The sequence below is a fragment of the Methylobacterium sp. CB376 genome (assembly GCF_029714205.1).
Classification (GTDB): domain Bacteria; phylum Pseudomonadota; class Alphaproteobacteria; order Rhizobiales; family Beijerinckiaceae; genus Methylobacterium.
The window spans coordinates 321885-346644 of record NZ_CP121648.1 but is presented as its reverse complement, the minus strand read 5'-3'; the positions used below and the strand labels follow the sequence as shown (position 1 = coordinate 346644).

General features: G+C 74.0%; 19 protein-coding genes, 1 other RNA gene and 2 pseudogenes. 12 read left to right on the top strand and 10 right to left on the bottom strand.

Features of this window, described 5'->3' with window-relative positions:
* Nucleotides 1-73 precede the first annotated feature (73 nt).
* The 3 genes and pseudogenes from tilS to pal all read right to left on the bottom strand — a co-directional run bounded on the left by tilS (nt 74) and on the right by pal (nt 2658).
* On the bottom strand, nt 74-1108 hold the full coding sequence (gene tilS / locus QA634_RS01425) for a tRNA lysidine(34) synthetase TilS (RefSeq protein ID WP_012330271.1): 1035 nt from the start codon (nt 1106-1108) through the stop codon (nt 74-76).
* Nucleotides 1105-2044 (bottom strand): annotated as a pseudogene (gene ybgF / locus QA634_RS01420) (tol-pal system protein YbgF). The gene tilS and the pseudogene ybgF overlap by 4 nt, the downstream one beginning before the upstream one ends.
* 107 nt (nt 2045-2151) lie before the next feature.
* Entirely contained in the window at nt 2152-2658 is a 507-nt protein-coding gene (gene pal, locus QA634_RS01415) for a peptidoglycan-associated lipoprotein Pal (RefSeq protein WP_012330269.1), read from the bottom strand.
* Nucleotides 2659-3047: 389 nt separating this feature from the next.
* Here pal and QA634_RS01410 point away from each other — a divergent pair, with 389 nt between their 5' ends.
* Both QA634_RS01410 and QA634_RS01405 read left to right on the top strand, forming a co-directional pair.
* Nucleotides 3048-3443 (top strand): response regulator, encoded by a 396-nt coding sequence (locus tag QA634_RS01410; RefSeq protein ID WP_012330268.1) that lies wholly within the window; start codon nt 3048-3050, stop codon nt 3441-3443.
* Between the two features lie 87 nt (nt 3444-3530).
* Entirely contained in the window at nt 3531-3704 is a 174-nt protein-coding gene (locus QA634_RS01405) for a hypothetical protein (RefSeq protein ID WP_012330267.1), read from the top strand.
* Between the two features lie 44 nt (nt 3705-3748).
* Here QA634_RS01405 and QA634_RS01400 read toward each other — a convergent pair whose 3' ends face one another.
* Nucleotides 3749-3970 carry a hypothetical protein gene (locus QA634_RS01400; RefSeq protein ID WP_012330266.1) on the bottom strand — a complete coding sequence of 74 codons (222 nt, stop codon included), beginning with the start codon at nt 3968-3970 and terminating at the stop codon, nt 3749-3751.
* A 358-nt stretch (nt 3971-4328) separates the two neighbouring features.
* Here QA634_RS01400 and QA634_RS01395 point away from each other — a divergent pair, with 358 nt between their 5' ends.
* The 3 genes from QA634_RS01395 (at nt 4329) to QA634_RS01385 (ending at nt 7424) form a co-directional block, all read left to right on the top strand.
* Nucleotides 4329-4784 (top strand): MucR family transcriptional regulator, encoded by a 456-nt coding sequence (locus QA634_RS01395; protein ID WP_012330265.1) that lies wholly within the window; start codon nt 4329-4331, stop codon nt 4782-4784.
* 547 nt (nt 4785-5331) lie between these two features.
* Nucleotides 5332-6018 (top strand): response regulator transcription factor, encoded by a 687-nt coding sequence (locus QA634_RS01390; protein ID WP_012330264.1) that lies wholly within the window; start codon nt 5332-5334, stop codon nt 6016-6018.
* On the top strand, nt 6015-7424 hold the full coding sequence (locus QA634_RS01385) for a sensor histidine kinase (RefSeq protein WP_012330263.1): 1410 nt from the start codon (nt 6015-6017) through the stop codon (nt 7422-7424). Before QA634_RS01390 ends, QA634_RS01385 begins: the two co-directional genes overlap by 4 nt.
* A 114-nt stretch (nt 7425-7538) precedes the next feature.
* Here QA634_RS01385 and QA634_RS01380 read toward each other — a convergent pair whose 3' ends face one another.
* The 3 genes from QA634_RS01380 to QA634_RS01370 form a co-directional block, all read right to left on the bottom strand.
* On the bottom strand, nt 7539-7949 hold the full coding sequence (locus QA634_RS01380) for a rhodanese-like domain-containing protein (RefSeq protein WP_012330262.1): 411 nt from the start codon (nt 7947-7949) through the stop codon (nt 7539-7541).
* A gap of 55 nt (nt 7950-8004) precedes the next feature.
* Nucleotides 8005-9819, bottom strand: coding sequence for a methyl-accepting chemotaxis protein (locus QA634_RS01375; protein WP_012330261.1), 1815 nt, complete (start codon nt 9817-9819; stop codon nt 8005-8007).
* A gap of 499 nt (nt 9820-10318) precedes the next feature.
* Entirely contained in the window at nt 10319-11332 is a 1014-nt protein-coding gene (locus QA634_RS01370) for a 1-aminocyclopropane-1-carboxylate deaminase (protein WP_012330260.1), read from the bottom strand.
* 159 nt (nt 11333-11491) lie between these two features.
* Between QA634_RS01370 and QA634_RS01365 the strand changes: the two genes are divergently transcribed.
* Together QA634_RS01365 and QA634_RS01360 are read left to right on the top strand one after the other, a co-directional pair.
* Entirely contained in the window at nt 11492-11953 is a 462-nt protein-coding gene (locus QA634_RS01365) for an Lrp/AsnC family transcriptional regulator (RefSeq protein WP_012330259.1), read from the top strand.
* Nucleotides 11954-12082: 129 nt separating this feature from the next.
* Nucleotides 12083-15013, top strand: a complete 2931-nt coding sequence (locus QA634_RS01360) for a bifunctional [glutamine synthetase] adenylyltransferase/[glutamine synthetase]-adenylyl-L-tyrosine phosphorylase (RefSeq protein ID WP_012330258.1) — start codon at nt 12083-12085, stop codon at nt 15011-15013.
* 274 nt (nt 15014-15287) lie between these two features.
* Here the strand turns inward: QA634_RS01360 and QA634_RS01355 are convergent, their stop codons facing one another.
* Nucleotides 15288-17582 carry a PAS domain-containing sensor histidine kinase gene (locus QA634_RS01355; protein ID WP_012330257.1) on the bottom strand — a complete coding sequence of 765 codons (2295 nt, stop codon included), beginning with the start codon at nt 17580-17582 and terminating at the stop codon, nt 15288-15290.
* Nucleotides 17583-17764: 182 nt separating this feature from the next.
* The gene (pepN, locus tag QA634_RS01350) at nt 17765-20449 is read right to left on the bottom strand and encodes an aminopeptidase N (protein ID WP_012330256.1); all 2685 of its coding nucleotides are present in this window, start codon (nt 20447-20449) and stop codon (nt 17765-17767) included.
* A gap of 144 nt (nt 20450-20593) precedes the next feature.
* Between pepN and QA634_RS01345 the strand changes: the two genes are divergently transcribed.
* Both QA634_RS01345 and QA634_RS01340 read left to right on the top strand, forming a co-directional pair.
* On the top strand, nt 20594-21034 hold the full coding sequence (locus QA634_RS01345; protein WP_012330255.1) for a VOC family protein: 441 nt from the start codon (nt 20594-20596) through the stop codon (nt 21032-21034).
* Between the two features lie 29 nt (nt 21035-21063).
* A complete protein-coding gene (locus tag QA634_RS01340) occupies nt 21064-22143 on the top strand; it encodes a calcium:proton antiporter (RefSeq protein WP_012330254.1) in 1080 nt (359 codons plus the stop codon).
* Nucleotides 22144-22193: 50 nt separating this feature from the next.
* Here QA634_RS01340 and QA634_RS01335 read toward each other — a convergent pair whose 3' ends face one another.
* Nucleotides 22194-22370, bottom strand: coding sequence for a hypothetical protein (locus tag QA634_RS01335; RefSeq protein ID WP_012330253.1), 177 nt, complete (start codon nt 22368-22370; stop codon nt 22194-22196).
* 127 nt (nt 22371-22497) lie between these two features.
* On the opposite strand from QA634_RS01335, the gene rnpB reads away from it, so the two are divergent.
* The 3 genes and pseudogenes from rnpB to ftsL all read left to right on the top strand — a co-directional run.
* Nucleotides 22498-22907: RNase P RNA component class A (rnpB, locus tag QA634_RS01330), an RNA gene on the top strand.
* Between the two features lie 379 nt (nt 22908-23286).
* Entirely contained in the window at nt 23287-24300 is a 1014-nt protein-coding gene (rsmH, locus tag QA634_RS01325) for a 16S rRNA (cytosine(1402)-N(4))-methyltransferase RsmH (protein WP_012330252.1), read from the top strand.
* A pseudogene (gene ftsL, locus QA634_RS35705) lies at nt 24297-24473 on the top strand (cell division protein FtsL); the annotation flags it as partial. The gene rsmH and the pseudogene ftsL, both read left to right, overlap by 4 nt.
* Nucleotides 24474-24760 lie beyond the last annotated feature (287 nt).

Genomic DNA, 24760 nt, shown 5'->3' with positions numbered 1-24760 from the left:
GCTGCCGACACTCGGACCCCAATGTAGGGGTCGCACCCACCCTTGCCAAGTAAATCGCCCGGGAGGGGAGGAGCTAGCCCGCCCGCTTCGTCCGCCTCCGCGGCGGCTCGGGCGCGAGCAGGAGCCGGCCGCCCGCGAGGTCGAGGAGGGCGCCGCCCAGCGTGAGGCGCAGGGGCGTCCCGGCCGCGATCGCCGGCAGGATCCGCCCGAACAGGGCCTCCTCCAGGCGCTCCAGGCGCTCCGGGCGGCGCTCCCCGGCCCGGAGGGCGGCGATCGCGTCCGCCAGCACCCGCAGCGCCACCGCCTCGGGCAGGGCCGCGAGGCCCGCCGCGTCGAGGGCGAGGCGTCCCGGCCCGGCCGGCGCCGCGGCCAGGGAGGGGCGGGCCGCCTCGGCGGCCGCGGCGAGGGCCGCCTCGTTTCGCCGCAGGCGCGCGGCGAGGCGGGCCAGCCGGGCCGGGGTCAGACCCTCGGCGGCGAGAAGCGGCATCACCCGGCGCAGGCGGGCCCGGGCGAAGCGGGCCGCCGCGTTGCCCGGGTCGACCGCGAAGGGCCAGCCCGCCGCCGCGCAGGTGGCGACGAGCCGCGCCTTCGGCAGGTCGAGGAAGGGCCGCCCGAGCAGGAGGCCGCCGAGGCGCCGCGCCGGGGCGATGCCGGCGAGGCCCGCCGGTCCCGAGCCGGCGCAGAGGCGCATCAGCACGGTCTCGGCCTGGTCGTCGAGGGTGTGGGCGGTCAGGATCGCCCCGGCGCCCGCCTCGCGGGCGAGGCCGAGGAGGAGGTCGTAGCGCGCCGCGCGGGCCGCCTCCTGCAGGCGGGTCCGGGGCTTCTCGCCGCGCCAGGTCAGGATCCGGTGCGGCAGGCCGAGTCGCCCGGCGAGCGCCGCCACCCCGGCGGCCTCCTCGCCCGATTCCGGGCGCAGCCCGTGATCGACCGTGGCGACGAGGACCGGGACGCGGGGCGGGAGCGCCGCGGCGCAGCCCATCAGGGCGGTCGAGTCCGGTCCCCCGGAGACCGCCAGCACGACGCCGCCCGCCTGGCCCCCGGCGCCGAGCCAGGGCCCGAGCCGGCGCGCGGCCTCGTCCGGGTCGAGCGGCCGGGCCGCGTCGCTCACGCGGCGCAGCGCGCCCGCTTCTGCTCCCGGTCCACGCCCTGCCGCACGCTCGCCGGGGCCTGCGGGAACTTGCGCTCCAGCTCGGCCAGCGTGGCGCAGGCCTGCTCGCGGGCCCCGAGGGCGTTGAGGGAGGCGCCGAGCTTCAGCATCGCCTCCGGCGCCTTGCGGGAGCGGGCGTAGTCGGTCGAGACCTTGAGGAACTGCTCCGCCGCCTCGCGGGTGCGGTTGCGCTGCAGGTAGGTCTCGCCGAGCCAGTAGGTGGCGTCGGGCACCAGCGCGTCGCGCGGGTGGGACTGGATGAACTGGCGCAGCCGCATCTCGGCCTGCTCGTACTGGCGCTGCAGCACGTAGGCGTAGGCGGCCTCGTAATCGGCCTTCGCGTCGCCGGTCGCGGTGGCGGCCACGCTCTCGCGCGGGCGGGCCGGGGGCGCGGGGGCGCGGGCCGAGGGCGCGAGATCGACGGGCTCGCCGTAGGAGGGGACCTGATCCTCCTCGATCGCCGCGGGCGGCGGGCTGAGGGTCGCGGTGGTGTTGGGCGTCGCGGGCGCGGCGGCGGCGGCGCGGGGCGCCGAGGGCGTCGCCGTGGCGAGGGCCGGGGCGGCGCCGGGCGCCGCGCCGAGCGCCGGGGGCGCCGGGCGCGCCCGGCGAGGTCGTCGGATCGAAGGCGTCGCCGCGCTTCTGGGGCTTGCCCGCGGGCGCGGCCGTGCGCCCGCCCTTGCCCTCCTGGAAGCGGAACTCGACGTCCTCCTGGAACTTGCGCAGCTGCTCCTTGAGCTGGCGGTTCTCGTACTGGAGGGTCTCGATCTGTCCGGCCATCTGGCGGGACTGGTTTTCCAGCCGGTTGAGCCGCACGACGAGGTCGGCGGCGTCCTGCGCGCGCCCGGGCAGCGAGGCGGCGAGGAGGAGACCGGTGGCGAGGATCAGGCGGCGGAGCATGGGCGGCGTTTCGCTGGCGCGGCGGGGGAGCGCGATAGCAGATCCGCCGCCGCGCGGCAAAAGTGGGGCGGCCCCGGCCGGGGCCGCCCCGCCCGGAGGGCGGCGCCTCAGGAGCCGGCGCCGCCGTCCAGGACCGTGACGGCGCGGCGGTTCTGCGACCAGCACGAGATGTCGTTGCAGACCGCGACCGGGCGCTCCTTGCCGTAGGAGACCGTGCGCATCCGCGAGGCGGCGATGCCCCGCGAGGTCAGGTAGTCGCGCACCGCCTGGGAGCGGCGCGCCCCGAGGGAGAAATTGTACTCCCGCGTGCCGCGCTCGTCCGCGTGCCCCTCGATCAGGAACGTGTAGCGCGGGTAGCGGGAGAGCCACTGGGCCTGCTTGTCGAGGGTGGCGGTGGCGGTGGCGGTCAGGTCGGTGGAATCGGTCTCGAAGAAGACGCGGTCGCCGACATTGACCACGAAATCCTGAGCGCTGCCCGGGGTGGCGGCGCCGCCCGCCGCGTAGGCGGAGGCGTCCGCGAGGTCCTTGTTCGACGAGCAGGCGGCGATCGACAGGGCGAAGGCGAGAGCGGCGGCGGCCCTGAGCACGCGCGACGGAGCGAGCGGCAGCGACATCGATGGATACTCCTTTGGCGGGGCCGGGCCCCGCGGGAGGGGCTCTTCCCGGCGGCAGGGGCGCGGCCGCCCCTGCGCCGGCGGGTCCGCGCCCCGCCGCACTGGCGACAGGCTTAGGCTCCTCCGGGTTAAGCGAAGGTTCCGTCAACCTTGACGGGCCCTTGCGCCGGACCGGCGGCGGGGCGCGCGGCCTCCGGAACCGCGACGCAGGGTGAATCAAGCGTCAATTGCGGCCACGCTGCGGCGCAGCACGCGTCGGGCGCAGGAACGGCCCCGCTGTTGCGCATCCGCAACGGTGGCGGGGGAGGGCGGGCGCGGGGGCCGGGACGCCTCAGCCTTCGTTAACCCTCGCCCGCCAGCGTGAGGGAACCCCCCGCGAGACCGACGGCATGGCTGCGACCTCCCTCCGCCCGACGAGCGTCCTGGTCGTCGAGGACAATTACCTCCTCCTCGAACTGATCGTCGCCCTCCTGGCGCAGGAGGGCCTCACCGCGCACGCGGCGTCGAGCGGCGAGGCGGCCCTGACGCTGCTGCGCCGCCACGGCCCGGCCGTGGACTGGCTCTTCACCGACATCGTCCTGCCAGGGCTGATCGATGGCTGGATGGTGGCCGAGGCCTATCGGGCGCTGCACGCGACCCGCCCGGTCGTCTTCGCCTCGACGACGGTCCACCTCGATCCCCGGCGGGCGCGCGGGGGAATCGTGCTGCAGAAGCCCTTCGCCCTCGACGACGTGGTGGGCGTCGCCCGCATGATGCGCGGCGAGGTCGGCCAGCGCTGCGCCTGAGGCGCCGGACCCGGCCTCTCCGGCCCGGCCGGACTCTGCGAGCGCTCGCGGCTATTGTCCCGCGGCGAGCCGCCCTGGGATTCCCCCGTGACCCAGGACGATCCCGTGCGCGACGCGATCCCGGCCGAGTTGCGGCGCCGGGCGGAAGCGGGCGACCTCCGCGTGTCCGACGAGGGCGAGGCGGCCGTGCGGGTGCAGGGCCGCATCGCCCTCGACGAATTCGTGATGGCGGTGATCGGCGCGCTCGCGGGCGGCCCCTGATCGGGCCCTCGCGCCGAGACCCTGCCGCGTTCGGCCCGCCCGTCTCAGGGCCGGCGCGGGCCGCGCCGCTCCCGCGGAGCCGTGCCGAGGGGCGGCGTCATCACGTCGTCGAGCGGGTTGTGCGGGTGCTCGGTCAGGGGCACGCCGTCGCCGACCTCGTGCCGGTCGAGCCCTGACCCGCCGCTGCCTTCTCCGGCCGAGTCGCCGAAATCCCGCGCGCGCCGCCGCGTGCCGCCCCTCGGGCCGGGATCCTTCGCCTGGGTCATCCTGCGCTCTCCCTGGTTGCTCCGCGCGACGCCCGCCGCGCGGGCCGCCCCGCGCCCTCGCCCGGGTCGCGGGTGGGCGGGCGGCTGCCGGTGAGCCAACGCGCCGGCGGGCGAACCGTCCCCGCCCTTCCGCGACCCGGCGGGGCGCAGCTCCCGGCGCGCGCCGCGCCCCGCACGACCAGTGATTCCCCTCGTCTTCGCCCCGCCGCCAGAGTGAAGCGGCGGCTCATGACGCAAGGGCATGGCCCGGCGCGAATGCGTTCTTTCTGCTGACGCAACGCTCTTTTTAAGACGCTGTAACCGTGATAATTGTACCTTCCCTAATGGGAGAAACCCGCAGACCGAGGCCTCAAGTCTCATGCAACCGAGTAACACGAATGCCGCCAAGCTGGCTGCGCTGACGGCTGACATCGCGACCGCCTATCTCAGCCGCAACCACCTGCAGACCGGCGAGGTGCCCCGCCTGATCGCCGAGATCCACGGCGCCCTGCGCGTGGCCAGTCACGGTACTCCTGTCCAGGAGGGGCCGCCCAAGCCCACCGCCAGCGAGATCCGCCGCTCGGTCACGCCCGAGGCGCTGATCAGCTTCGAGGACGGCAAGCCCTACAAGACGCTGCGCCGGCACCTGACCCGCCTCGGCCTGACGCCCGAGACCTACCGCCAGAAATGGGGCCTGCCCCCCGACTACCCGATGACCTCCGCCGAGTATTCCAAGCGGCGCTCCGAACTCGCCCGGGCCCTCACCCTCGGCCTGCCGATCGCCAAGCCGGAGCGGGCGGGCGCCGCGAAGACCGCGGAGGGCGCCTTACCGTAATTTCATCTGGCGGAGACGCGGGCGTAAGCCGGCCGGGCCCAGAACAAGTGCCGTCGCCGGACGCGGCGGGGCCTCATCCCCCCACGGGTCCCCCCGCTCCGGCCCCGAGGGCCGGACCGTCGGACTGATCGTCGCCCCCCAGACGATCCGCCGGTTCCCGCCGCGGCAGGCCGGGCCCTCGCCCGGCCTGCCGCCCTCCAGGAGGCGAACCCGACGTGCCGCGCCGCGCCCCCGGCCGGCACGTCGGGGGGCCGGGTGCCGATTCCCCGCGACCTCCTCGCGGGGAGCGGAACAGGGTCGCGCGGTTCCGTCTCGAAAACCCGCGTCGTCCCGATATGCTGAGCAGGGTCGCGGTGGTCCGCCGGCGCAAACCTGCCTAGAGGCAGTCATGGACCGGAGACAAGTGTCGTGTCGCGCGAGCGACGTGCAGCCCGCCGCGCGGCCAGCCGGGGTGTGGCTGGCCGCCGCGGAGGGCGCCGCACCCGGCGCCCAACCCGGCCCGCACGCTCCCTGTCCCCGGTCCATCACTGCCCCCGGTGCCGCCGCCATGCGCCTGCTGATCATCGAGGACGACCGCGAGGCGGCGTCCTACCTCGCCAAGGCCTTCCGAGAGGCCGGCCACGTGGCGGATCTCGCGGCGGACGGCCTCGACGGCTACGCCCTCGCCCGCGAGGGAAGCTACGACGTCCTGGTGGTCGACCGCATGCTGCCGAAGCTCGACGGGCTGTCGCTGATCCGCTCGCTGCGCGAGCAGGGCGTCGAGACCCCCGTGCTGATCCTGTCGGCGCTCGGGCAGGTCGACGACCGGGTCAAGGGCCTGCGGGCTGGCGGCGACGATTACGTGCCCAAGCCCTACGCCTTCTCGGAACTGCTCGCGCGCGTCGAGGTGCTGGCGCGCCGCCGCGGGGGAGGGGCGGGCGAGCCGACCGCCTACCGGGTCGGCGACCTCGAACTCGACCGGCTCTCCCACAGGGTCACCCGCGGCGGGCAGGAGATCGTGCTGCAGCCGCGGGAGTTCCGGCTCCTCGAGTACCTGATGCGCCATGCCGGGCAGGTCGTGACCCGCACGATGCTGCTCGAACACGTCTGGGACTACCATTTCGACCCCCAGACCAACGTCATCGACGTCCACGTCTCGCGCCTGCGCGCCAAGGTCGACAAGGGCTTCGACCGGCCGATGATCCACACCGTGCGGGGGGCCGGCTACATGGTCCGGGCCGGCGGCGAGGCGTGACCGCGCGCCTCCCCGGGAGCGAGGGCCTGCCGGCGCGACTCGTCACGCTGTTTCGCACCACCGCCTTCAAGCTCTCCCTGGCCTACCTCCTGGTCTTCGCGGCCTTCGCCTTCTTCGCGCTCGGCTACGTCGCCTGGAACGCCCGGCAGGTGCTCGACGACCAGATCGTCTCCACCATCGAGGCGGAGATCAACGGCCTCTCCGAGCAATACGCGGCGGGCGGCATCCGCCGCCTCGTCGGCGTGGTGGAGCGGCGGGCGCGCGAGCCGGGGGCCTCGCTCTACCTCGTCACCACGCCCGCGGGCGAGCACGTGGTCGGCAACGTCGAGACCCTGCCGCCCGGCCTCCTGTCCGAGCCGGGCCAGACCGAGACGGCCTACGGCCGCAGCACCGACGGCGACCGCCTCGACCACCGGGCGATCGTGCGGATCTTCACGCTGCCCGGGGGGTTCCGCCTGCTCGTCGGGCGCGACGTCGAGGAGCGCGACCGCCTGCGCGCGGTGATCGCCCGCGCCTTCGCGTGGTCGCTGATGCTGGTGGTGGGGCTCGGCTTCGTCGGCAGCCTGTTCATCGCCCAGCGGGTGCTCAAGCGGGTCGACGCGATGACGGAGATCACCCGCGGCATCATGGCGGGCGACCTCGGCGGGCGGCTGGCGCTCGCCGGGACCGGCGACGAGCTCGACCGCCTCGCCCAGAACCTCAACGCCATGCTCGACCGGATCGGCGAGCTGATGCGGGGCCTGCGCGAGGTCTCCGACAACATCGCCCACGACCTCAAGACGCCGCTGACCCGCCTGCGCAACAAGGCCGACGAGGCCCTGCGCGCCGGGAGCGACCCCGCCACCCTGCGGGCGGCGCTGGAGGCCAACATCGAGGAGAGCGACAACCTCATCCGGGTCTTCAACGCCCTCCTGATGATCGCCCGCCTGGAGGCCGGCGGCACCCGGGAAAACCTCGCGGCGTTCGACGCGGGGGCGGTCGCGCTGGAGGTGGCGGAGCTCTACGAGGCGGTGGCCGAGGAGCGCGGCGTCGCGCTCACGACCGACGTCGCCGAGGGGCTCGTCGTGCATGGCAGCCGCGAGCTGATCGGCCAGGCGCTGGCGAACCTGATCGACAATGCGCTGAAATACGGCGCCGAGGCCGAGACCCCGGAGGTCCGCGTCGCGGCGCGCCGGGAGGGCGCGGAGGTGCGCCTCACCGTGGCCGACCGGGGCATCGGCATTCCGGCGGCCGAGCGCGGCCGGGTGCTGGAGCGCTTCGTGCGCCTGGAGACGGCGCGCTCCAACCCCGGCTTCGGTCTCGGCCTGAGCCTCGTCAACGCCGTCGCCCGCCTCCACCAGGGCCGCTTCGTCCTGGAAGACAACGGGCCGGGGCTGCGCGCGAGCCTCGCGCTCCCGGCCGCCTGAGCCGCGCCGTCCGACAGGCGGCTGCGGCCGCGGCGGCTCGTCCGGCGCGACCGCAGGCCCGTCCCGCCGAGGGCGACCGGCCGGTGCACGGGAGCCGGCATCCACTCCGGGGATTCACTTCGAGAGCGGCAGGTTGAGCTTGTTCCACTCGTCCATCCCCAAGGAATAATAGTACACCTGCGTGTAGCCAAGGTCGACGGCGGCCTTGGCGGCCTTGGCGGCTCGGCCGCATTTCGGGCCGTTGCAGTAGAACAGCACCGGTGCGGACTTCGCCTTGACGATGCCGGCCAGGGCCTCCGCGGTGAGGTCGGTGTCGAGGAGGCGGACGGCGCCGTCGAGATGGCCGGCGTTGAAATCCTCCGGACGGCGATTGTCGATGATCGCAAGGTCGGGCTTGGCCTCGACGAGGGCCAGGATCTGCTGCGCGTCGACCGTGGTCGCGCCCTGAATCTGCATCGGGGCCTGTGCCCGGGCAGGCAGGGCGGTGCAGACGAGCAGGCAGACGAGGCAGAGAAGTCGGGTCATCGGGGAGTCTCCTTGGGGTGGATTCGGGACCGGGACGGCGCCGTCGGGGTGCCGCTCAGGCTGACTTGAGGCGCAGGACGAGGGCGCCGACCTCGCGGTCGAGGCCCGCCACGGCGCTCGCGAGGTCCTGCATCGAAGCGGCGGAGTCCCGCGAGCCGCGATCGAAGGCCTCGATCGTCCGGCCGAGCCCCGCGATGTTGCCGGAGAGGCCGCGGCCCGCCGCCACCGAGTCCTCCGCGTTCCGGGCGATCTGGGCGACGGCGGCGTCCTGCTCGCTCACCGCCGCCGCGATGCTGCGGAAGGCGCCGTCGACCTCGCCGATCGCCGCCGCCACCTCGCCGATCGAGGCCACCGCGTCCCCGGTTCCGGCCTGGATCGCGCCGATGCGGCCGACGATGTCCTCGGTCGCCCGGCCTGTCTGGGAGGCGAGTTCCTTGACCTCGGCGGCGACGACCGCAAAGCCGCGGCCGGCCTCGCCGGCCCGGGCCGCCTCGATCGTGGCATTCAGCGCCAGCAGGTTGGTCTGCTGCGAGATCGCCCCGATCAGGCGCACCACCTGTCCGATCTCCTCGCTCGCCCGCACCAGCTGTCCGATCCGATCGCGGGCCTGCTCGGCGAGGGCGACCACGTCCCCGGTGCGGTCGGCCGCGGCGGCGGATTCGCCGGCGATCCGGCCGATCGAGGCGCGGAACTGCGCGCCCGCCGCCGCGACCGCGTGGGCGGTGGCGAGCGAGGCGGCGCAGAGCCGCTCCGCCTCGCCGACCTCGACGCCGGCCCGCTCGGATTGCCCGGTGAGCTGCCGGCACGCGGCCGCTGCGGTCTCGGCGTCCTGAACGCAGGCCGCGGCCGTGCGGCGCACGCGCGCCTCAATGGTGTCCGCCAACGACTGCATCTCGGCCTCGCGCTGGGCGCGGCGGATCTCCTCCGCCCGCTCCCGCTCGCGCCGCGCCGCCTCCTCCCTGTCGCGCTCGAGCCGCGTCGCCTGGCGGGCGGCGGCTGCGCTCTGCCGGGCGGCGACCCGCGCCAGCATCAGGATCGCCCCGCCGGTGAGCAGCGCCACCAGCCCGCAGACGGTGCAGAAGACCACGAGGGCGTGCGCCCCGATGCCGGCGAGCCGCTCCTCCAGCGAGCGGGTATCCGCCCGCGCCCGGATCCTGGCGATCGGCGTGCCGTCCGGGCCGTGCGCGACGAGATCGTGGATCGTGCTGCCCGAGCCGGCCTGCAACCCGCCGCGGCCCGCCAGGAGCGGCGCCCCGGAGAGGCTGGTGATCTCCAGGGCCATGCCGACCAGCGCGTCCAGGTTCTGGAAGGCCGGCATCGGGTCGGCATGCAGCAGGGCGTAGCCGGAGATCCGCAATCCGCCGATCGGCACCGCGACGGTCAGGCGAGGAAGCCCGTCGTCCAACCAGACCTTGCGCAGGACCTGGAAGCGGTCGCGTCCCTCGCGCCGGATCACGGCCTCGGCGAGGGCGGGGGGGAGGCTCGCCCCCGCCGTCCAGTGCTCGGCGATCCGGTGGCCTTGTCCGTCGAGGAGCGTGATGCCGAGGAGCGCGATCTTCCCGCTCGACACGGCGCCGCGCGACCACTCCGCCGCCAAGCGCTCCGAACCGCTGCCCTTCTCGGCCATGACCGACCGGACCGTCTCGCCCTGGGCCACCTCCCGGGCGACGTCGGTCAACTTGGTGCCGTAATCCTCCCAGACCTCGCTGCGGATCTGCGCGTCGAGGATCGACTGACTCTGGCCGCGGTGGAAGGCGAAGAACTCCGCCTCGTAGCCTCTCGACATCCGGCTTCCGATCAGGGCCGCGGTCGCCAGGATGATGAGGTTGGCCACCACGCTCGCGGTGGCGATGCGACTGATCAGGCTCAAGACGACCTGCCGGGGTGGGCTTGAAGTGCAGTTCAGCCTACAATGGTTCATATTAAAAATATGTTAAACAGGCTCTTGCCTTTCGGAAGGTTAGCCTAGAGTAAGCAGTACCGAATTTGAACGAAGTTCCTCGCAATGTCGGGTTTGGCAGATAGTTAATTTCAATTAAAAATCCCGAACAAGATAGTTAAGCCGCGATTCTGTCATCGCCCTCGCGACGTGATGCTGGGGTGTGGCCCGGGCAGCCGGGAAGGCTCGTGCATCGGCTCGATCCTGCGACGAGACCGGGATCGACGGGCCGTTGATCCGTGCCGGAGGGGCGAGACTGGGCCGGACACGCGGCGAAGGTCTGGAGGGCCGAGGCCGCGATCCCCTCGGCCCGCGTTCACGCCCTCGCGGCCCGACGCGACCCGCCGGGTCCCCGCGACGGGGGCGCCCGGCGGATGCGGCGCGCAGGCTCCGGTGCACGCCGCGCGGGATCGCGCGGGCCCGCGGCGCGTCAGCCGTTGCGGAAGGCGTAGGCGTAGCCGTTGAGGGCCGGCGCGCCGCCGAGATGCGCGTAGAGCACCTTGGCACCGGCGGGGAAGAAGCCCTTGCGCACGAGGTCGATCATCCCCTGCATCGACTTCCCCTCGTAGACCGGGTCCGTGATCATGCCTTCGAGCCGCCCGCAGAGGCGGATCGCCTCCTTGGTCTCGGCCGAGGGCACGCCGTAGATCGGGTAGGCGTAATCCTCGTTGAGCACGACGTCGTCGGCCGAGAGTTCGCGCCCGAGATCCACCAGATCCGCCGTGCGCCGGGCGATCTCGAGCACCTGCGCCCTGGTCTGGGCAGGGGTCGCCGAGGCGTCGATGCCGATGACGCGGCGCTCGCGCCCGTCCTTGGCGAAGCCCACCAGCATCCCCGCATGGGTCGAGCCGGTGACGGTGCAGACGACGATGTAGTCGAAGGCGAAGCCCAGCTCGCGCTCCTGCGCGCGCACCTCCTCGGCGAAGCCGACGTAGCCGAGCCCGCCGTACTTGTGCACCGAGGCGCCGGCCGGGATCGCGTAGGGCTTGCCGCCCGCCGCCTTGACCTCCGCGATCGCCTGCTCCCAGCTCGACCGGATGCCGATGTCGAACCCGTCCTCGACCAGGCGGACATCCGCGCCCATGATCCGGCTCAGCATGATGTTGCCGACCCGGTCGTAGACCGCGTCCTCGTGCGGGACCCAGGCCTCCTGCACCAGCCGGCACTTCATGCCGATCTTGGCGGCCACCGCCGCGACCATGCGGGTGTGGTTCGACTGCACGCCGCCGATCGACACCAGGGTGTCGGCGCCCGACGCGATCGCGTCCGGCACGATGTATTCGAGCTTGCGCAGCTTGTTGCCGCCGAAGGCGAGGCCCGAATTGCAGTCCTCGCGCTTGGCGTAGAGGTCGACCTTACCCCCGAGATGGGCCGAGAGCCGCGAGAGCCGCTCGATCGGGGTCGGGCCGAAAGTCAGGGGATAGCGTTCGAAGCGGGCGAGCATGGGGTGAGGCTCCGGTCGGGATGACGGCGCGACCGTAGCAGCGGTTGGGTGAAAGGTGCTCCCGAAGTTCCGCCCCAGCGCGGTAGGAGCCGCGCAGGATACGCCGTGCTATGAGTAATCCACGCGCCGGAACGGCACGATGTGGAAGATCCTTTCAGCATGAGAGCGCCCGATCGCACCGACCTGCGCATGCTGCGCCTCCTGCAGGAGGACGGGCGGCTGACGAATGCGGAACTCGCCCAGAGGGTGAATCTCAGCCCCGCCACCTGCCACCGTCGGATGCAGCGGCTCCTGCGCGAGGGCCTGATCACCGGCGTGCGCGCCCTGGTGGCGCCCCGGGCGGTGGGGCGGGGCGCGCTGGTCCTGGTCGGGGTGGTCCTCGACCGCTCGACGCCCGAGAGCTTCGCCACCTTCGAGCGGGCCGTGGTCTCCCTCGGCTTCGTGCTCGACTGCCACCTCGTGGCGGGGGATTTCGACTACGTGCTGAAGATCCGGGTCGGCGACATGGCCGATTTCAACCGCCTGCACGGCGAGCAGTTGATCGCGCTCCCGGGCGTCCGCCAGACCCGCACCTTCTTCGTGATGAAGGAGGTGATCGACGCGGCGCCCCTCGACTTCTGAGATCAGCGGTCATTTCTCATGACCGGTGGCGCTGCCGGGGCGGCCCGCGCCGCAGCCGGTTGTCGCCCGCGCGGGATCGTGCCACCACCGCTCCCGAGGGGCGACACGGCCCCGACGGGAGGTCGCGCCATGTCAGCCCCGCTCGTCGACCGGATCCGGTCCGCCCCGCTCCTGTCCGAGCCCGACCGGGCCCGCGACCGCCTCGCCGACCTCCTCGCCGCCCTCGACGGCTGCCCGGACCACGCCGCCCTCGCGGCGGCCCTGCGCCTCGACGGGCCGGTGCGCGCCCTCGCGCTCGGGCTCGCCGATCACTCCCCCTTCCTGTGGGGTCTCGTCGCCCGCGAGCCCGCGCGCTTCGCCCGCCTGCTCGGTCAGGGGCCGGAGGCCGCCCACGCCGATCTCGTCGCGGCGCAGTGGGGCGCTGGTGCCGCCGGCACGCCCCGCGCCGAGGTGGCCCGCTGCCTGCGCCGCAACCGCGCCGAGCACGCGCTGCTCGTGGCGCTCGCCGATATCGGCGGGGTCTGGTCGCTGGAGGCGGTCACGGCGGCGCTGTCGGACTTCGCCGACGCCTCCGTGAAGGCCGCCCTCGACGCCGCCCTGCACGAGGCCGCCGCCGGCGGGCGCTTCCGGCCGAGGGACCCGGCCGCGCCCCAGGAGGACAGCGGCGTCATCGTCCTCGGCATGGGGAAGCTCGGGGCGGGCGAGCTCAACTATTCGAGCGACATCGACCTGATCGTGTTCTTCGATCCCGCGCGGGCGCCCCTGCGCGAGGGCGTCGAGGCCACGCCCTTCTTCAGCCGCCTCGCCCAGACCCTGGCCAAGCTGCTGCAGGAGCGCGACGCGGACGGCTACGTGCACCGGGTCGATTACCGCCTCAGGCCCGATCCCGGCGCGACGCCGACCGCGCTCTCCCTCGACTCCGCCTTCACCTACTACGAGACGGTCGGCCAGAACTGGGAGCGGGCCGCCTTCATCAAGGCGCGGCCGGTGGCGGGCGACCTGCCGCTCGCCGAGGAGTTCCTCGCCGAGCTGCGCCCCTTCGTCTGGCGCAAGTACTTCGACTTCGCGGCGATCGCCGACGTCCACGCGATGAAGCGGCAGATCCACGCCGTGCGCGGCCACGGCGCCATCGCGGTGGCGGGACACGACATCAAGCTCGGCCGCGGCGGCATCCGCGAGGTCGAGTTCTTCGTCCAGACCCAGCAGCTCGTCTTCGGCGGGCGCCGCCCGTCGCTGCGCGGCCAGCGCACCCTCGACATGCTGCCCGCCCTTCACGCGGAGGGCTGGATCACCGCCGAGGCCCGCGACGAGCTCGCGCGCGCCTACCGGTTCCTGCGCACGCTCGAGCACCGGCTGCAGATGGTCGCCGACGAGCAGACGCAGCGCCTGCCCGAGGAGCCGGGCCGGCTCGCGCGCTTCGCCCGGTTCTGCGGCTACCGCGACGCCGAGGCGCTCGGGGCGGCGCTCGTCGCCGAGGCGACCCGGGTCCAGGCCCATTACGCGCTCCTGTTCGAGGCCGGGCCGGACCTCTCGGTCGATCTCGGCGACCTCGTCTTCACGGGGGCGGAGGACGACCCCGCGACGCTCGCCACCCTGCGCGACCTCGGCTTCCGCCACCCCGAGCGGGCGATCGAGACGGTGCGGGGCTGGCACCACGGCCGGCGCCCGGCCGTGACGAGCCCCCGCGCCCGCGAGGTCGTGACCGAACTCGTCCCCGCCCTGCTCCAGGCCCTCGCCGGGACGGCCGATCCGGACGGGGCGCTCGCCGCCCTCGACCACGCCTTCGGGCGCATGCCGGCGGCGGTCGAACTCCTCACCATCCTGCGCTCGCACGAGCGGCTGCGCCTGCTCTTCGCCGATCTCCTCGGCACCGCCCCGCGCCTCGCCGAGACGGTGGCCTACAGCCCGCACGTCCTCGACGCGGTGATCGACCCGGCCTTCGTCGACCCGGTCACCGACGAGGAGGCGATCGCCCAGCAGATCCGCCGCCTGATCGGGGCGCCGCAGGCCTTCGAGGATTTCCTCGACCGCAGCCGCGACGCCGCCCGCCAGATGCGCTTCGTCGCGGGCGCCCGCATGCTCTCGGGCATCCTGCCGCCGGCCGGGGCCGGGCGGGCCTACGCGGCCATCGCGCGGGCGATCGTCGCCGAGGCGCTCGCCGCCGTGCGGGCGGTCTTCGCCGCCGAGCACGGGCAGGTGCCGGGCGCCCGGGTCGCGGTGCTCGGGCTCGGCCGCCTCGGCTCCCGCCAGCTCACCGCCGATTCCGACCTCGACCTCGTCGTCCTGTACGATTTCGACCCGCGCCACCGCGACAGCGACGGGCGGCGCCCCCTCGACGCCGCCGTCTACCACAACCGCCTGGCGCAGCGCCTCGTCGCGGCGCTCACCGTCCCGACCCGGCGCGGGCACCTCTACGAGGTCGACCTGCGCCTGCGGCCGGGCGGGAGCCAGGGCCCGGTCGCCGGGCAATGGCCGCGCTTCGTGCCCTACCAGCACGAGGAGGCGGGACTCTGGGAGCAGATGGCGCTGACCCGCGCGCGGGTGCTCGCGGGCGATCCGGACCTCGGCGCCGAGATCGAGGCGGCCGTCGCGGCGATCCTGGAGAGTCCCCGCGACGCCGCCCTCGTCGCCCGGGAGGTGCGCGACATGCGCGCGCTCATCGCCCGCGAGAAGGGCGACGGCGGTCCCCACGACCTCAAACTCTCCCCGGGGGGCCTCCTCGACCTCGATTTCCTGGCCCAGGCCCTGGTCCTCACCCACGCCGCCGCGCATCCGGACCTGATCGGGCGCGACGCCCCGTCCCTGTTCGCCGCGGCGCGGGCGCGCGGCCTGCTGCCGGACGAGGCCGCCGACGCGCTCCGCGAGGCCTACCGGCTCCTCGACGACGTGCATCACTGGCAGCGCCTGATGGTGGAGGGCTCCTTCGAGAAGGGCGCCGCCCCCGCTACCCGCGCCCGCCTCGCCGCCGCCGCGGGCCTGCCCGACGAGGCGGCGCTGCTGGCCCGGCTGGCGGAGACGCGCGCCGAGGTCAGGGCGTGGTTCGAGCGCCTGCTGGCGTGACGGGCGCGGGGAGGGCCGCGGCCCTCCCCGTCGATGGTCCGTCCCTCGCCGCCGAGCCGGGACCGGTCCGCGACCTCGGGAGCCGAGGTCGAGCGAAGCCCCCGTCCCGCACGGCCACGGAGGGTCGGCCCCTCATCCCCGATCCGCTCGATCCCTTCGGGATGACGGATTGGGGCTTCGCTCGCGCGCCGCGCGGGCTCGTCATGCGCGTTCCGGAAGCGATCGTCCGGACAGCGGATGATCCGGGAGCCGCTTGGATCGACCGGATCCCGGATCAGGCCACCGGAGCCGGCAGCGCTGCCACCGCGCCCTCGCGCGCGAAGGGCGCGTCGCCCGGCGGCTGGGGCAGCCGCACCAGCACGATGGTGCCCGAGCCGACCTCCGAGCGGATGCGCAGGCGCCCGCCATGCAGCTCGGTCAGGGAGCGGGCGATCGCGAGGCCGAGGCCCGAGCCCTTGAAGCTGCGCGAGAGGTTGCTCTCGACCTGCTCGAAGGGCGCGCCGAGCTTCGGCAGCACCGTGCGCGGGATGCCGATGCCGCTATCCTCCACGTAGATGTGGACGGCATCGAGGGCCCGCCGCGTGCGCACCGCGACGCGGCCCGCGTCGGGCGTGAACTTCACGGCGTTCTGGAGCAGGTTGAGCAGGATCTGGTGCAGGGCGCGGGCATCCGCCAGCACCACCGCGTCCGCGTTCATCTCGACGCTGAGGGTGAGGCCCTTGGCCCGCGCCGCCTCGGCGACGACCTTGAGCACCCGCTCCAGCACCTCCGCCACCGGCAGGGGTTGCTTGGCGAGGGTCACGCGGCGCGCCTCGATGCGCGACATGTCCAGGATGTCGTCGATCACCGAGAGCAGGTACTGGCCGCTGGAACGGATGTCGCGGCAATATTCGCGGTACTTCTCGCAGCCGAGATGCCCGAAGACCTCGTCCTGCATCACCTCGGCGAAGCCCAGGATCGCGTTGAGGGGGGTGCGCAGCTCGTGGCTCATGTTGGCCAGGAACTCGGACTTGGAGCGGTTGGCGCTCTCGGCCTGGGCCTTCTGGTCGAGGTAGCGCTCGGCGAGGTCGGCGAGCTGCTGGGTCTGAAGTTCGAGGGTGCGGCGGGAGCGCTTGAGGTCGGCGATCGTGGCGATCAGCTGGCGCTCGGATTCGACGAGGCGCTCCTGGTGGCGCTTGAGGGCGGTGATGTCGGTGCCGACCGAGACGTAGCCGCCGTCCTTGGTGCGGCGCTCGCTGATCTGGAGCCATCGCCCGTCGGCGAGCTCGGCCTCGAAGGTGCGCGCGCCGGTCTCGGCGAATTCGCCGGCCTGGATCTCGCGGCGCACCGGCGGCACGGCCGCCCGGCCCATGATGGTGTCGTAGCGGCGGCCCGGCTGCGCGTCCTCCGGCGTGAGGGCGTGCAGGCGGCGGAATTTCGAGTTGCACAGGACGAGGCGGTTCTGCGCGTCCCAGAGCACGAAGGCCTCCGAGACCGCCTCGACGGCGTCGCGCAGGCGCATGTCGGCGGTCGCGGTCGATTCCGCGAGGCGGCGCTGCTCGGAGATGTCGATGGCGATCCCGACCAGGTGGCGCCCGCCATCCTCCTGGTCGCGCACGATCTCGGCGCGGGCCTTGAGCCAGATCCACTCGCCCGCGGCGCTGCGGATCCGGAACTCGTGGTCGACGGTGGCGTCCTGGGCGGCGAGCTGGCTCGCGAGGCCGTAGAGGTCGGTGTCGTCCGGGTGGACGAGGGCGTTCACGTCGCCGAAGGACAGGAACTCGTGCTCCCGGGTGTAGCCGAGGAGCTGGTACATCGAGTCCGACCAGTAGATCCGCCCGCGGGCGATGTCCCAGTCCCACAGGCCGCAGCGCCCGCGGCAGAGCGCCGTGTCGAGGCGCTGGCGGACCTGCTCGCAGACCCGGTCCACCGCCCGCGCCCGGTCGGCCTGCAGGGTGTAGGCGAGGCCGATGCAGACGATCACCAGGGTGGCGGTGCCGATCACCATCGCCTCGGTGCGGGCCCGGCCCTGCCAGGCCGCCGTCACGGTGTCGAGGGATTGCACCACCGCGACCCGCTGCTGGCCCCCCGGCAGCGCCCGCAGGGTGGCGAGGGCCGGGGCGCCGCGGAGGCCGACGGTCATGAGGCCCGCCCGCTCCCCCAGGATGAGGAGCGGCTGCGCCTCGCCGAGATGTTCCCCGAGGCTGCGCCCCGGCGGGAGCGGCACCGGAAGGGAGGCCGTGATCACCTCGTCGGGTCCGATCAGGTGGATCTCGCGGCCGGGGATGAGCGCGCCCGCGGGCACCGCCCCGTCGAGGCCGCCGCCCTGCGCCAGGGTCGCGGCGGCGAGCCGGGCCAGGAGGTCGATCTCCCGGCCGGCCTCCGCGACGGCGTCGCGGCGCTGGGACATCAGCTGGGTCGCCGTGATCGCGAACAGGCAGACCAGGAACAGGCCGATCACCGCCGGGATCGCCACGCGCAGCCAGGATTCGGCGCGAGCCAGGCGCTGGTGCGCCGGGGTGAGGGCCCGCGCGATGCCGAGGATCGTGGCCGCACGAGCAGTGAGTGGGGCGGGATCCGCCTCCAGCATACTCTCTTCCCCCGCACGCTTCGGTGAAGCGACTCGGCGACACGCCCCGCCCCCGAATCACCGCCTCATGTGACATTTCCACAGCTGATTTGTCCAGCTGATCCCAGGGGCAGGGCGGGCGTTAGACTTTTGTTAAGGGGTCGCGCCGCGGGATGGCTTCGAATCGAAATTGCGTCTCTCTATCAGGTGTTTATGTGGTGCCGGGCCGGCGCCAGGGAGCGGCTGGCGATGTCGCCCGCGTCGGGAGACAGGCCGGGGGCGGCCGCGATGGCGCGCAGCTGCGCCTCCGCGCGGGCGCGCCGGGTCGGCTCCATCATCCGCCACGTGTTGAAGGCCGTGAGCAAACGTGCCGCGACCTGGGGGTTGCGCGAGTCGACGTCGAGCACCGTCTCGGCGAGGAGTTCGTAGCCGGCACCGTCCGCCCGGTGGAACTGGGTCGGGTTGTTGAGGCTGAAGCTGCCGACCAGCGCCCGCACCCGGTTCGGGTTCGAGGCCGAGAAGCCCTCGTGGCGCATCAGCGCCCGCACCCGCGCCACGGTGCCGGCCTCGGGGATCATCGCCTGGAGGGCGAACCACTTGTCGAGGACGAGGGGCTCGCCCCGGTAGGTCTCCCCGAACGCCGCGAGGGCGCGCTCGCGCGCCTCGCCGGGCAGGAGCGTCAGCACCGCCAGGGCGGCGAGGCGGTCGGTCATGTTGTCGGCCTCGCGCAGCTGCGCCTCGGCGAGCGCCGTCCCGCGGGCGGGATCGGCCGCCGCGATCAGGTCCAGGGCGGCGTTGCGCAGGGACCGGCGCCCGGCGCTCGCGGCGTCGGGGCTGAACGGGCTGCCGGGCGGGGCCGCGAGCGCGTCGCGCAGGGCGACGAGCCGCGGCAGCAGGGCGCGGCCGAGATGGGCCCGCAGGGTCCAGCGGGCGCGGTGGATCGCGTCCGGGTCGACGTTGGTGCTGATCTCCTGCGCGGCCTCCTGGTCGCCCGGGATCGCCAGGACCAGGGCCGCGAAGGCCGGGTCCCGCAGGGCCTCCCCGTCCAGGAAGGCGCCGAGCGCCTCCGCGAGGGCGGCCGCCTCCGGGCCCGCATCGGCCTCGATCGGGGCACCGAGCCGCGCCCGCGCGGTGACCAGGTCGAGGGCGAGGTTCTGGGCCGCCTGCCAGCGGTTGAACGGGTCGCTGTCGTGGGCGAGCAGGGTCAGGCGCTGGGCCGTGTCGAGGGAATGGGCGACCTTCACGGGGGCCGAGAAGCCCCGGAACAGGGAGGGCACCGGCTCGGCCGCCACCTCCGTGAAGACGAGGCGGTCGCTCTCGCCCTCCAGCACGAAGACGCCGTCCCGCACCCGGTCCGAGCGGGCCTCGAGGGCGCCGCCGCCGCGGCCGACGAGGCCGAGGGCGACCGGGATCACCAGGGGCTGGGGCGGGCCGCCGCCGGCCGCCTCCGTGGCGACGGCCGGCAGGCTCTGGTGGAAGTCGAGGGTGTAGCTGCGCTGGGCCGGGTCGTAGCGCCCGGCCACCGACACGGTCGGGGTGCCGGCCTGCGCGTACCAGCGCGAGAAGGCGGCGAGGTCGCGCCCGCTCACCTGCGCGAAGGCGGCCAGGAAATCCTCCACGGTGGCGGCGGTGCCGTCGCAGCGCGCGAAGAACAGGTCCATGCCGGCCCGGAACGCCGCCGGGCCGAGCAGGGTGCCCAGCATCCTGACGATCTCGGCGCCCTTCTCGTAGACCGTCGCCGTGTAGAAGTTGTTGATCTCCCGGTAGGCCTGGGGCCGGACCGGATGGGCGAGCGGCCCCGCATCCTCCGGGAACTGGCGCGCGCGCAGGGTGCGCACCTCGGCGATGCGGTGGACCGGGCGCGAGCGCTCGTCGGAGGAGAATTCCTGGTCGCGGAAGACCGTCAGGCCCTCCTTGAGGCAGAGCTGGAACCAGTCGCGGCAGGTCACCCGGTTGCCCGACCAGTTGTGGAAATACTCGTGGGCGATGATCGCCTCGATGTTGGCGTAGTCCGTGTCGGTGGCGGTGTCGGGGCTGGCCAGCACGTACTTGTCGTTGAAGATGTTGAGGCCCTTGTTCTCCATCGCGCCCATGTTGAAGTCGGAGACCGCGACGACGTTGAAGACGTCGAGGTCGTAGGCGCGGCCGAAGCGCCGCTCGTCCCAGGCCATGGCGCGGGTGACGGCGTCGAGGGCGTAGGGCGCGCGCGCCTCCTTGCCCGGCTCGACGTAGACCGCGACCGCGACGTCGCGGCCCTCCATGGTGGTGAAGCGGGTGGCGATGCGGCCGAGCCGGCCGCCGACCAGGGCGAACAGGTAGGCGGGCTTCGGGTGGGGATCGTGCCAGACGGCGTAGTGGCGCCCCGGCCCGGCCTCGCCCGCCTCGACCGGGTTGCCGTTGCCGAGGAGCACCGGCGCCTCGTCCCGGTCGGCCTCGATCCGGGTGGTGTAGACCGCGAGCACGTCCGGCCGGTCGAGGAAGTAGGTGATGCGCCGGAACCCGTCCGCCTCGCACTGGGTGCAGTAGACGCCGTTCGAGCGGTAGAGCCCCATCAGCTTGGTGTTGGCGCTCGGGTTCACCTGCGTCTCGAGGCTGAGCACGAAGGGGCGCTGCGGCGGCCGGTGCAGGGTGAGGCCCAGGGGGCCGAGTTCGATCGCCCCCGGCGCGGTCGGCTGGCCGTCGAGGGCGACCGCCAGCAGCGCGAGGTCGTCGCCGTCGAGGTGGAGCGGCGCACCGGCCTCGCCGCGCGGGTTGGGCCGCAGCGCCAGGGTGGCGGAGATCCGGGTCTCGGTCGGGTGCAGCCGCACGTTGAGATCGACCCGGTCGATCAGGTAGTCGCTCGGCCGGTAATCGGCGAGGCGGACGATCGGCGGGGACTCGGTGCGCATGGGGCGGGCGGGCTCCTGACGGGCGGCGGGCGTCCCCTCTTGTAGCCCGCATCCGGGCCCGCGCAACGCGGCGGCGGGGCGCCCCGCGTTGACCCGACGGCGCCCGGACCCACATATGGCCGCGGTCCCCGAGGAGCCCCGACGATGGAATACCTGCACACGATGGTCCGGGTCGCCGACCTCGACCGCGCCCTCGACTTCTATTGCGGCAAGTTCGGCCTGGAGGAGGTGCGCCGGGTCGAGAACGAGAAGGGCCGCTTCACCCTGGTCTTCCTGGCCGCCCCGGGCGACGTCGCCCGCGCCCGGGAGTCGCGGTCGCCGCTCCTCGAACTCACCTACAACTGGGACCCGGAGGACTACACGGGCGGGCGCAATTTCGGCCACCTCGCCTATCAGGTGGACGACATCTACGAGACCTGCGCCAAGCTGCAGGCCGCCGGCGTGACCATCAACCGCCCGCCGCGCGACGGCCACATGGCCTTCGTGCGCTCGCCCGACGGCATCTCGATCGAGATCCTGCAGAAGGGCGGGGCGAAGCCGCCGCGGGAGCCCTGGGCGTCGATGCCGAACACCGGCACTTGGTAGCGGCGGGCGCCGGGAGGAGGGCCGGGACGATGCAGGTTCCCGCGGGCGGGATGCCGGTCTGGGCATGGGCCTCGCCGCTGGTGGCGTGGCTCCTGCTGGCCGCCGCCATCCTGACGGAGCCGCCCGCGCTGCTCCTCGCGGCCGCGGCGGCCGGGCTCGTCGCCACCGTGTTCGCGGCCGTCTTCCACGCCGAGGTGGTGGCCCACCGGGTGGGCGAGCCCTTCGGCACGCTGGTGCTCGCGCTCTCGGTCACGGTGATCGAGGTCGCGCTGATCGTCTCGGTGATGGTGGCGGGCGGGCCCGAGAAGGCGGCGCTCGCCCGCGACACGGTCTTCTCCGCCGTGATGATCATCTGCAACGGGCTCGTCGGGCTCTGCCTCCTCGCCGGCGGGGTGCGCCACCACGAGCAGGGCTTCGCCCTGCAGGGAGCGCTCGCGGCCCTGGCGGTGCTGGCGGCGCTGGTCACGCTCACCCTCGTCCTGCCGAACTTCGTGAGCACTCCCGGGCCGGCCTTCACCGTGCCCCAGCTCCTCTTCGCGGGGGCGGCCTCGCTCACCCTCTACGGCGCCTTCGTGTTCGTGCAGACGGTGCGCCACCGGGACTACTTCCTGCCCGAGGGGGGCACCGAGGAGGAGCATGCCGGCCCGCCGCCCGCCCGCGTCGCGCTGGCGAGCTTCGGGCTCCTCCTCGCCTGCCTGGTGGCGGTCGTCGGCCTCGCCAAGGCGCTCACCCCGACCCTGGAACGGGCGATCGACGTGGCCGACGTGCCGAAATCCGTCTCCGGCATCGTGATCGCCGCGCTCGTGCTGATGCCGGAGGGGCTGGCGGCCCTGCGCGCCGCCCGGGCGAACCGGCTCCAGACCAGCATGAACCTCGCCCTCGGCTCGGCCCTGGCGACGATCGGGCTGACGATCCCGGCCGTGGCCCTGGTCTCGGTCCTGATCGGGCGGCCCCTGGTGCTGGGCCTGCCCCCGAAGGATCAGGTGCTGCTCGCGCTCACGCTGCTCGTGGCGGTGATCACGCTCGGCACCGGGCGCACGACCGTGCTGCAGGGGATCGTGCACCTCGTGGTCTTCGCCTCCTTCCTGTTCTTCGCCCTGATCCCGTAGGAGAGCGGGCGCCCCGGCGGATCCCGGCCGCGCCCGCCGCAAGTCTCAGCTCAGTCTCTGCTCTTGGCGGACGGCGTGATACCGAGTTCGGCGAGCTTGGCGTGGATCTGCGTGACCGAGCGCTTGAGCTTCAGGCTCATCACCGCGGGCGCGACGCCCTCGCGCGCCATCGCCCGCAATTGCTGCACGGTCTCCAGCGTCCAGCCGGCCTCGACGGTCTCGCTCATGGACTGCCTCCTGGTCTCGTCGGCCGCGTCGGGCGCGGCCTTGCCCGGGCAGGTAGGAGCGGCCTCCGGACCCGGCAACCCGCGCCGCGCCTTGACGCGGGGCGCCTCCCGTCGCACATCGCGCCGATCAGCCGGCCGGGCGGCCGCTCTGCCCTCGGGCAGGGAGGAAAGTCCGGGCTCCATGGAGAGACGGTGCCGGATAACATCCGGCGGGGGCGACCCCAGGGACAGTGCCACAGAGAGGAGACCGCCGGGCGGGCCGCGCGGCCCGCGCCGGTCAGGGTGAAAGGGTGCGGTAAGAGCGCACCGCGGACGCGGCAACGCGGACGGCACGGCAAACCCCACCGGGAGCAAGACCGAATAGGGGCGACACGGGCGGGCCGACGGCCCGCCCAGGCCTCTCCCCAGGCCCGTCGCCCGGGTTGGTTGCTCGAGGCGGCCGGCAACGGCCGTCCCAGAGGAATGGCCGCCACGTCCGGGGGACCCGCGAGGGTCCGCCGGGCCCTACAGAACCCGGCTTACAGGCCGGCTGATCCCCATTCCGCTCACCCGAAGGCGAGGGCGGGCTGCACGTTCCCCGGGTGGGAGGCGATTTCCGCAAGCCTTCATTAACGTTGCTGCCGTCTGATCGGGCTCCGTCGAGGCGGCCTCCCCCGCAGGGCCGCGTTGACGCTCCCGGAGGCCCATGATAGCCCAGCCCAACTCATTGACGGCGCAACCCAAACCGGCGCACGGGCGAGTCCCCGGCGGCCAGCGGGCCGGCGCGTTCTCGGGCGGGGCGCGGGCGGTCGTGCGGCGCCGGATCCGGCCGGGTGCGCGGCCCTCGCAGATTGCGGAGCATCATGGACCGTCAGGCGAGCGAGTCCGCCGCCGCGAGGCGGCGCCGCGGCCGGCCGGAAGCCGGCGGAGCGGCCCGATGAGCGGGGCGCCCCACATCCCCGTGCTGCTCGCGGAGGTGCGCGGCGTGCTGCGCCTCGGCGAGGGGCCGGGCGTCGTCGTGGACGGCACCTTCGGGGCGGGCGGCTACAGCCGCGCGCTCCTCGCCGCCGACCCGGACCTGCGGGTCATCGCCATCGACCGCGACCCGACCGCCGTCGCGGCCGGGCAGGAGCTCGCGGCGGCGGCGGGCGGGCGCCTGCGCCTGGTCCAGGGCCGCTTCGGCGACCTCGACGCCATCGTGCGCCGGGAGGGCGTCGAGGCCGTGGACGGCGTCGTGCTCGACATCGGCGTGTCCTCCATGCAGCTCGACCGCGCCGAGCGCGGCTTCTCCTTCCGGGCCGACGGCCCCCTCGACATGCGCATGGAGGGGGCGGGGACCAGCGCCGCCGACCTCGTCAACGGGGCGCCGGAGGCGGAACTCGCCGACATCATCTACCATTTCGGCGAGGAGCGGCGGTCGCGGGCCGTGGCCCGCGCCATCCTGGAGGCGCGCCGCCGCGCGCCCATCGCCACGACCGGGGCGCTCGCCGAGATCGTCGCTGGCGTGGTGCGGGCGGAGCCCGGCAGCGGGATCCATCCGGCGACCCGCACCTTCCAGGCCCTGCGCATCGCGGTGAACGACGAGCTCGGCGAGCTCAACCGGGCGCTGCACGCGGCCGAGCGGATCCTCCGCCCCGGCGGGCGGCTCGCCGTCGTCACCTTCCACTCGCTGGAGGATCGCATCGTCAAGCAGTTCTTCTCGGCGCGCAGCGGCCGGGCGGTCTCGGCCTCCCGCCACCTGCCGATGGCCGAGCGGCCCGTCCCGCGCAGCTTCACCCTGGTGACCAAGGGCCCGGTCGGCCCGAGCGAGGCCGAGGCCGCCGCCAATCCGCGGGCGCGCTCGGCCAAGCTGCGCGCGGGCGAGCGCACCGACGCCCCGGCGCCCGAGCCCCTGGCGGCGCTCGCGGCCCTCGCCGCCCTGCCGCCCCGCGAGCGGGGAGGCCGCCGGTGATCCGTCTCCTCCACCTCCTCGCCATCGCGGGGCTGATCACCTCGGCTATCTACGCCTACTCGATCAAGTACGAGACCCTCTATCAGGCCGAGCAGGTCGCCAAGCTGAAGAGCCGCCTGCGCCGCGAGCGCGAGGCCACGGCCGTGCTGCGGGCCGAGTGGCAGCTCCTCACCCGGCCCGACCGCCTCCAGGCCGCGGTCGACAAGTACCTCCGGCTCGAACCGATCGGCACCGAGCATCTCGGGCGCCTCGCCGACCTGCCGGCCCGGGCCGATCGCGGCGACGAGATCGCCCGCAAGCTCGAATCCCTCGGCCTGCTCGCGACCGCGACGCCCACCTCGAGGGAGCGCCCGGGCGCGGGCCGGGGCGGGGACGAGCCGCGGACCACCGGCTCGACCGCCGCCCATTCTCCCGGCACCAAGCCGCCCGGCGCCTCTCCCTCCGCCACGCCCCCCGCACG

Coding starts and splice junctions, on each gene's coding strand:
- pal (WP_012330269.1), bottom strand. CDS start 2,658: ATGTCGCTGCCGCTCGCTCCGTCGCGCGTGCTCAGGGCCGCCGCCGCT.
- QA634_RS01410 (WP_012330268.1), top strand. CDS start 3,048: ATGGCTGCGACCTCCCTCCGCCCGACGAGCGTCCTGGTCGTCGAGGAC.
- QA634_RS01400 (WP_012330266.1), bottom strand. CDS start 3,970: ATGACCCAGGCGAAGGATCCCGGCCCGAGGGGCGGCACGCGGCGGCGC.
- QA634_RS01395 (WP_012330265.1), top strand. CDS start 4,329: ATGCAACCGAGTAACACGAATGCCGCCAAGCTGGCTGCGCTGACGGCT.
- QA634_RS01390 (WP_012330264.1), top strand. CDS start 5,332: ATGCGCCTGCTGATCATCGAGGACGACCGCGAGGCGGCGTCCTACCTC.
- QA634_RS01380 (WP_012330262.1), bottom strand. CDS start 7,949: ATGACCCGACTTCTCTGCCTCGTCTGCCTGCTCGTCTGCACCGCCCTG.
- QA634_RS01370 (WP_012330260.1), bottom strand. CDS start 11,332: ATGCTCGCCCGCTTCGAACGCTATCCCCTGACTTTCGGCCCGACCCCG.
- QA634_RS01365 (WP_012330259.1), top strand. CDS start 11,492: ATGAGAGCGCCCGATCGCACCGACCTGCGCATGCTGCGCCTCCTGCAG.
- QA634_RS01360 (WP_012330258.1), top strand. CDS start 12,083: ATGTCAGCCCCGCTCGTCGACCGGATCCGGTCCGCCCCGCTCCTGTCC.
- QA634_RS01355 (WP_012330257.1), bottom strand. CDS start 17,582: ATGCTGGAGGCGGATCCCGCCCCACTCACTGCTCGTGCGGCCACGATC.
- pepN (WP_012330256.1), bottom strand. CDS start 20,449: ATGCGCACCGAGTCCCCGCCGATCGTCCGCCTCGCCGATTACCGGCCG.
- QA634_RS01345 (WP_012330255.1), top strand. CDS start 20,594: ATGGAATACCTGCACACGATGGTCCGGGTCGCCGACCTCGACCGCGCC.
- QA634_RS01340 (WP_012330254.1), top strand. CDS start 21,064: ATGCAGGTTCCCGCGGGCGGGATGCCGGTCTGGGCATGGGCCTCGCCG.
- QA634_RS01335 (WP_012330253.1), bottom strand. CDS start 22,370: ATGAGCGAGACCGTCGAGGCCGGCTGGACGCTGGAGACCGTGCAGCAA.
- rsmH (WP_012330252.1), top strand. CDS start 23,287: ATGAGCGGGGCGCCCCACATCCCCGTGCTGCTCGCGGAGGTGCGCGGC.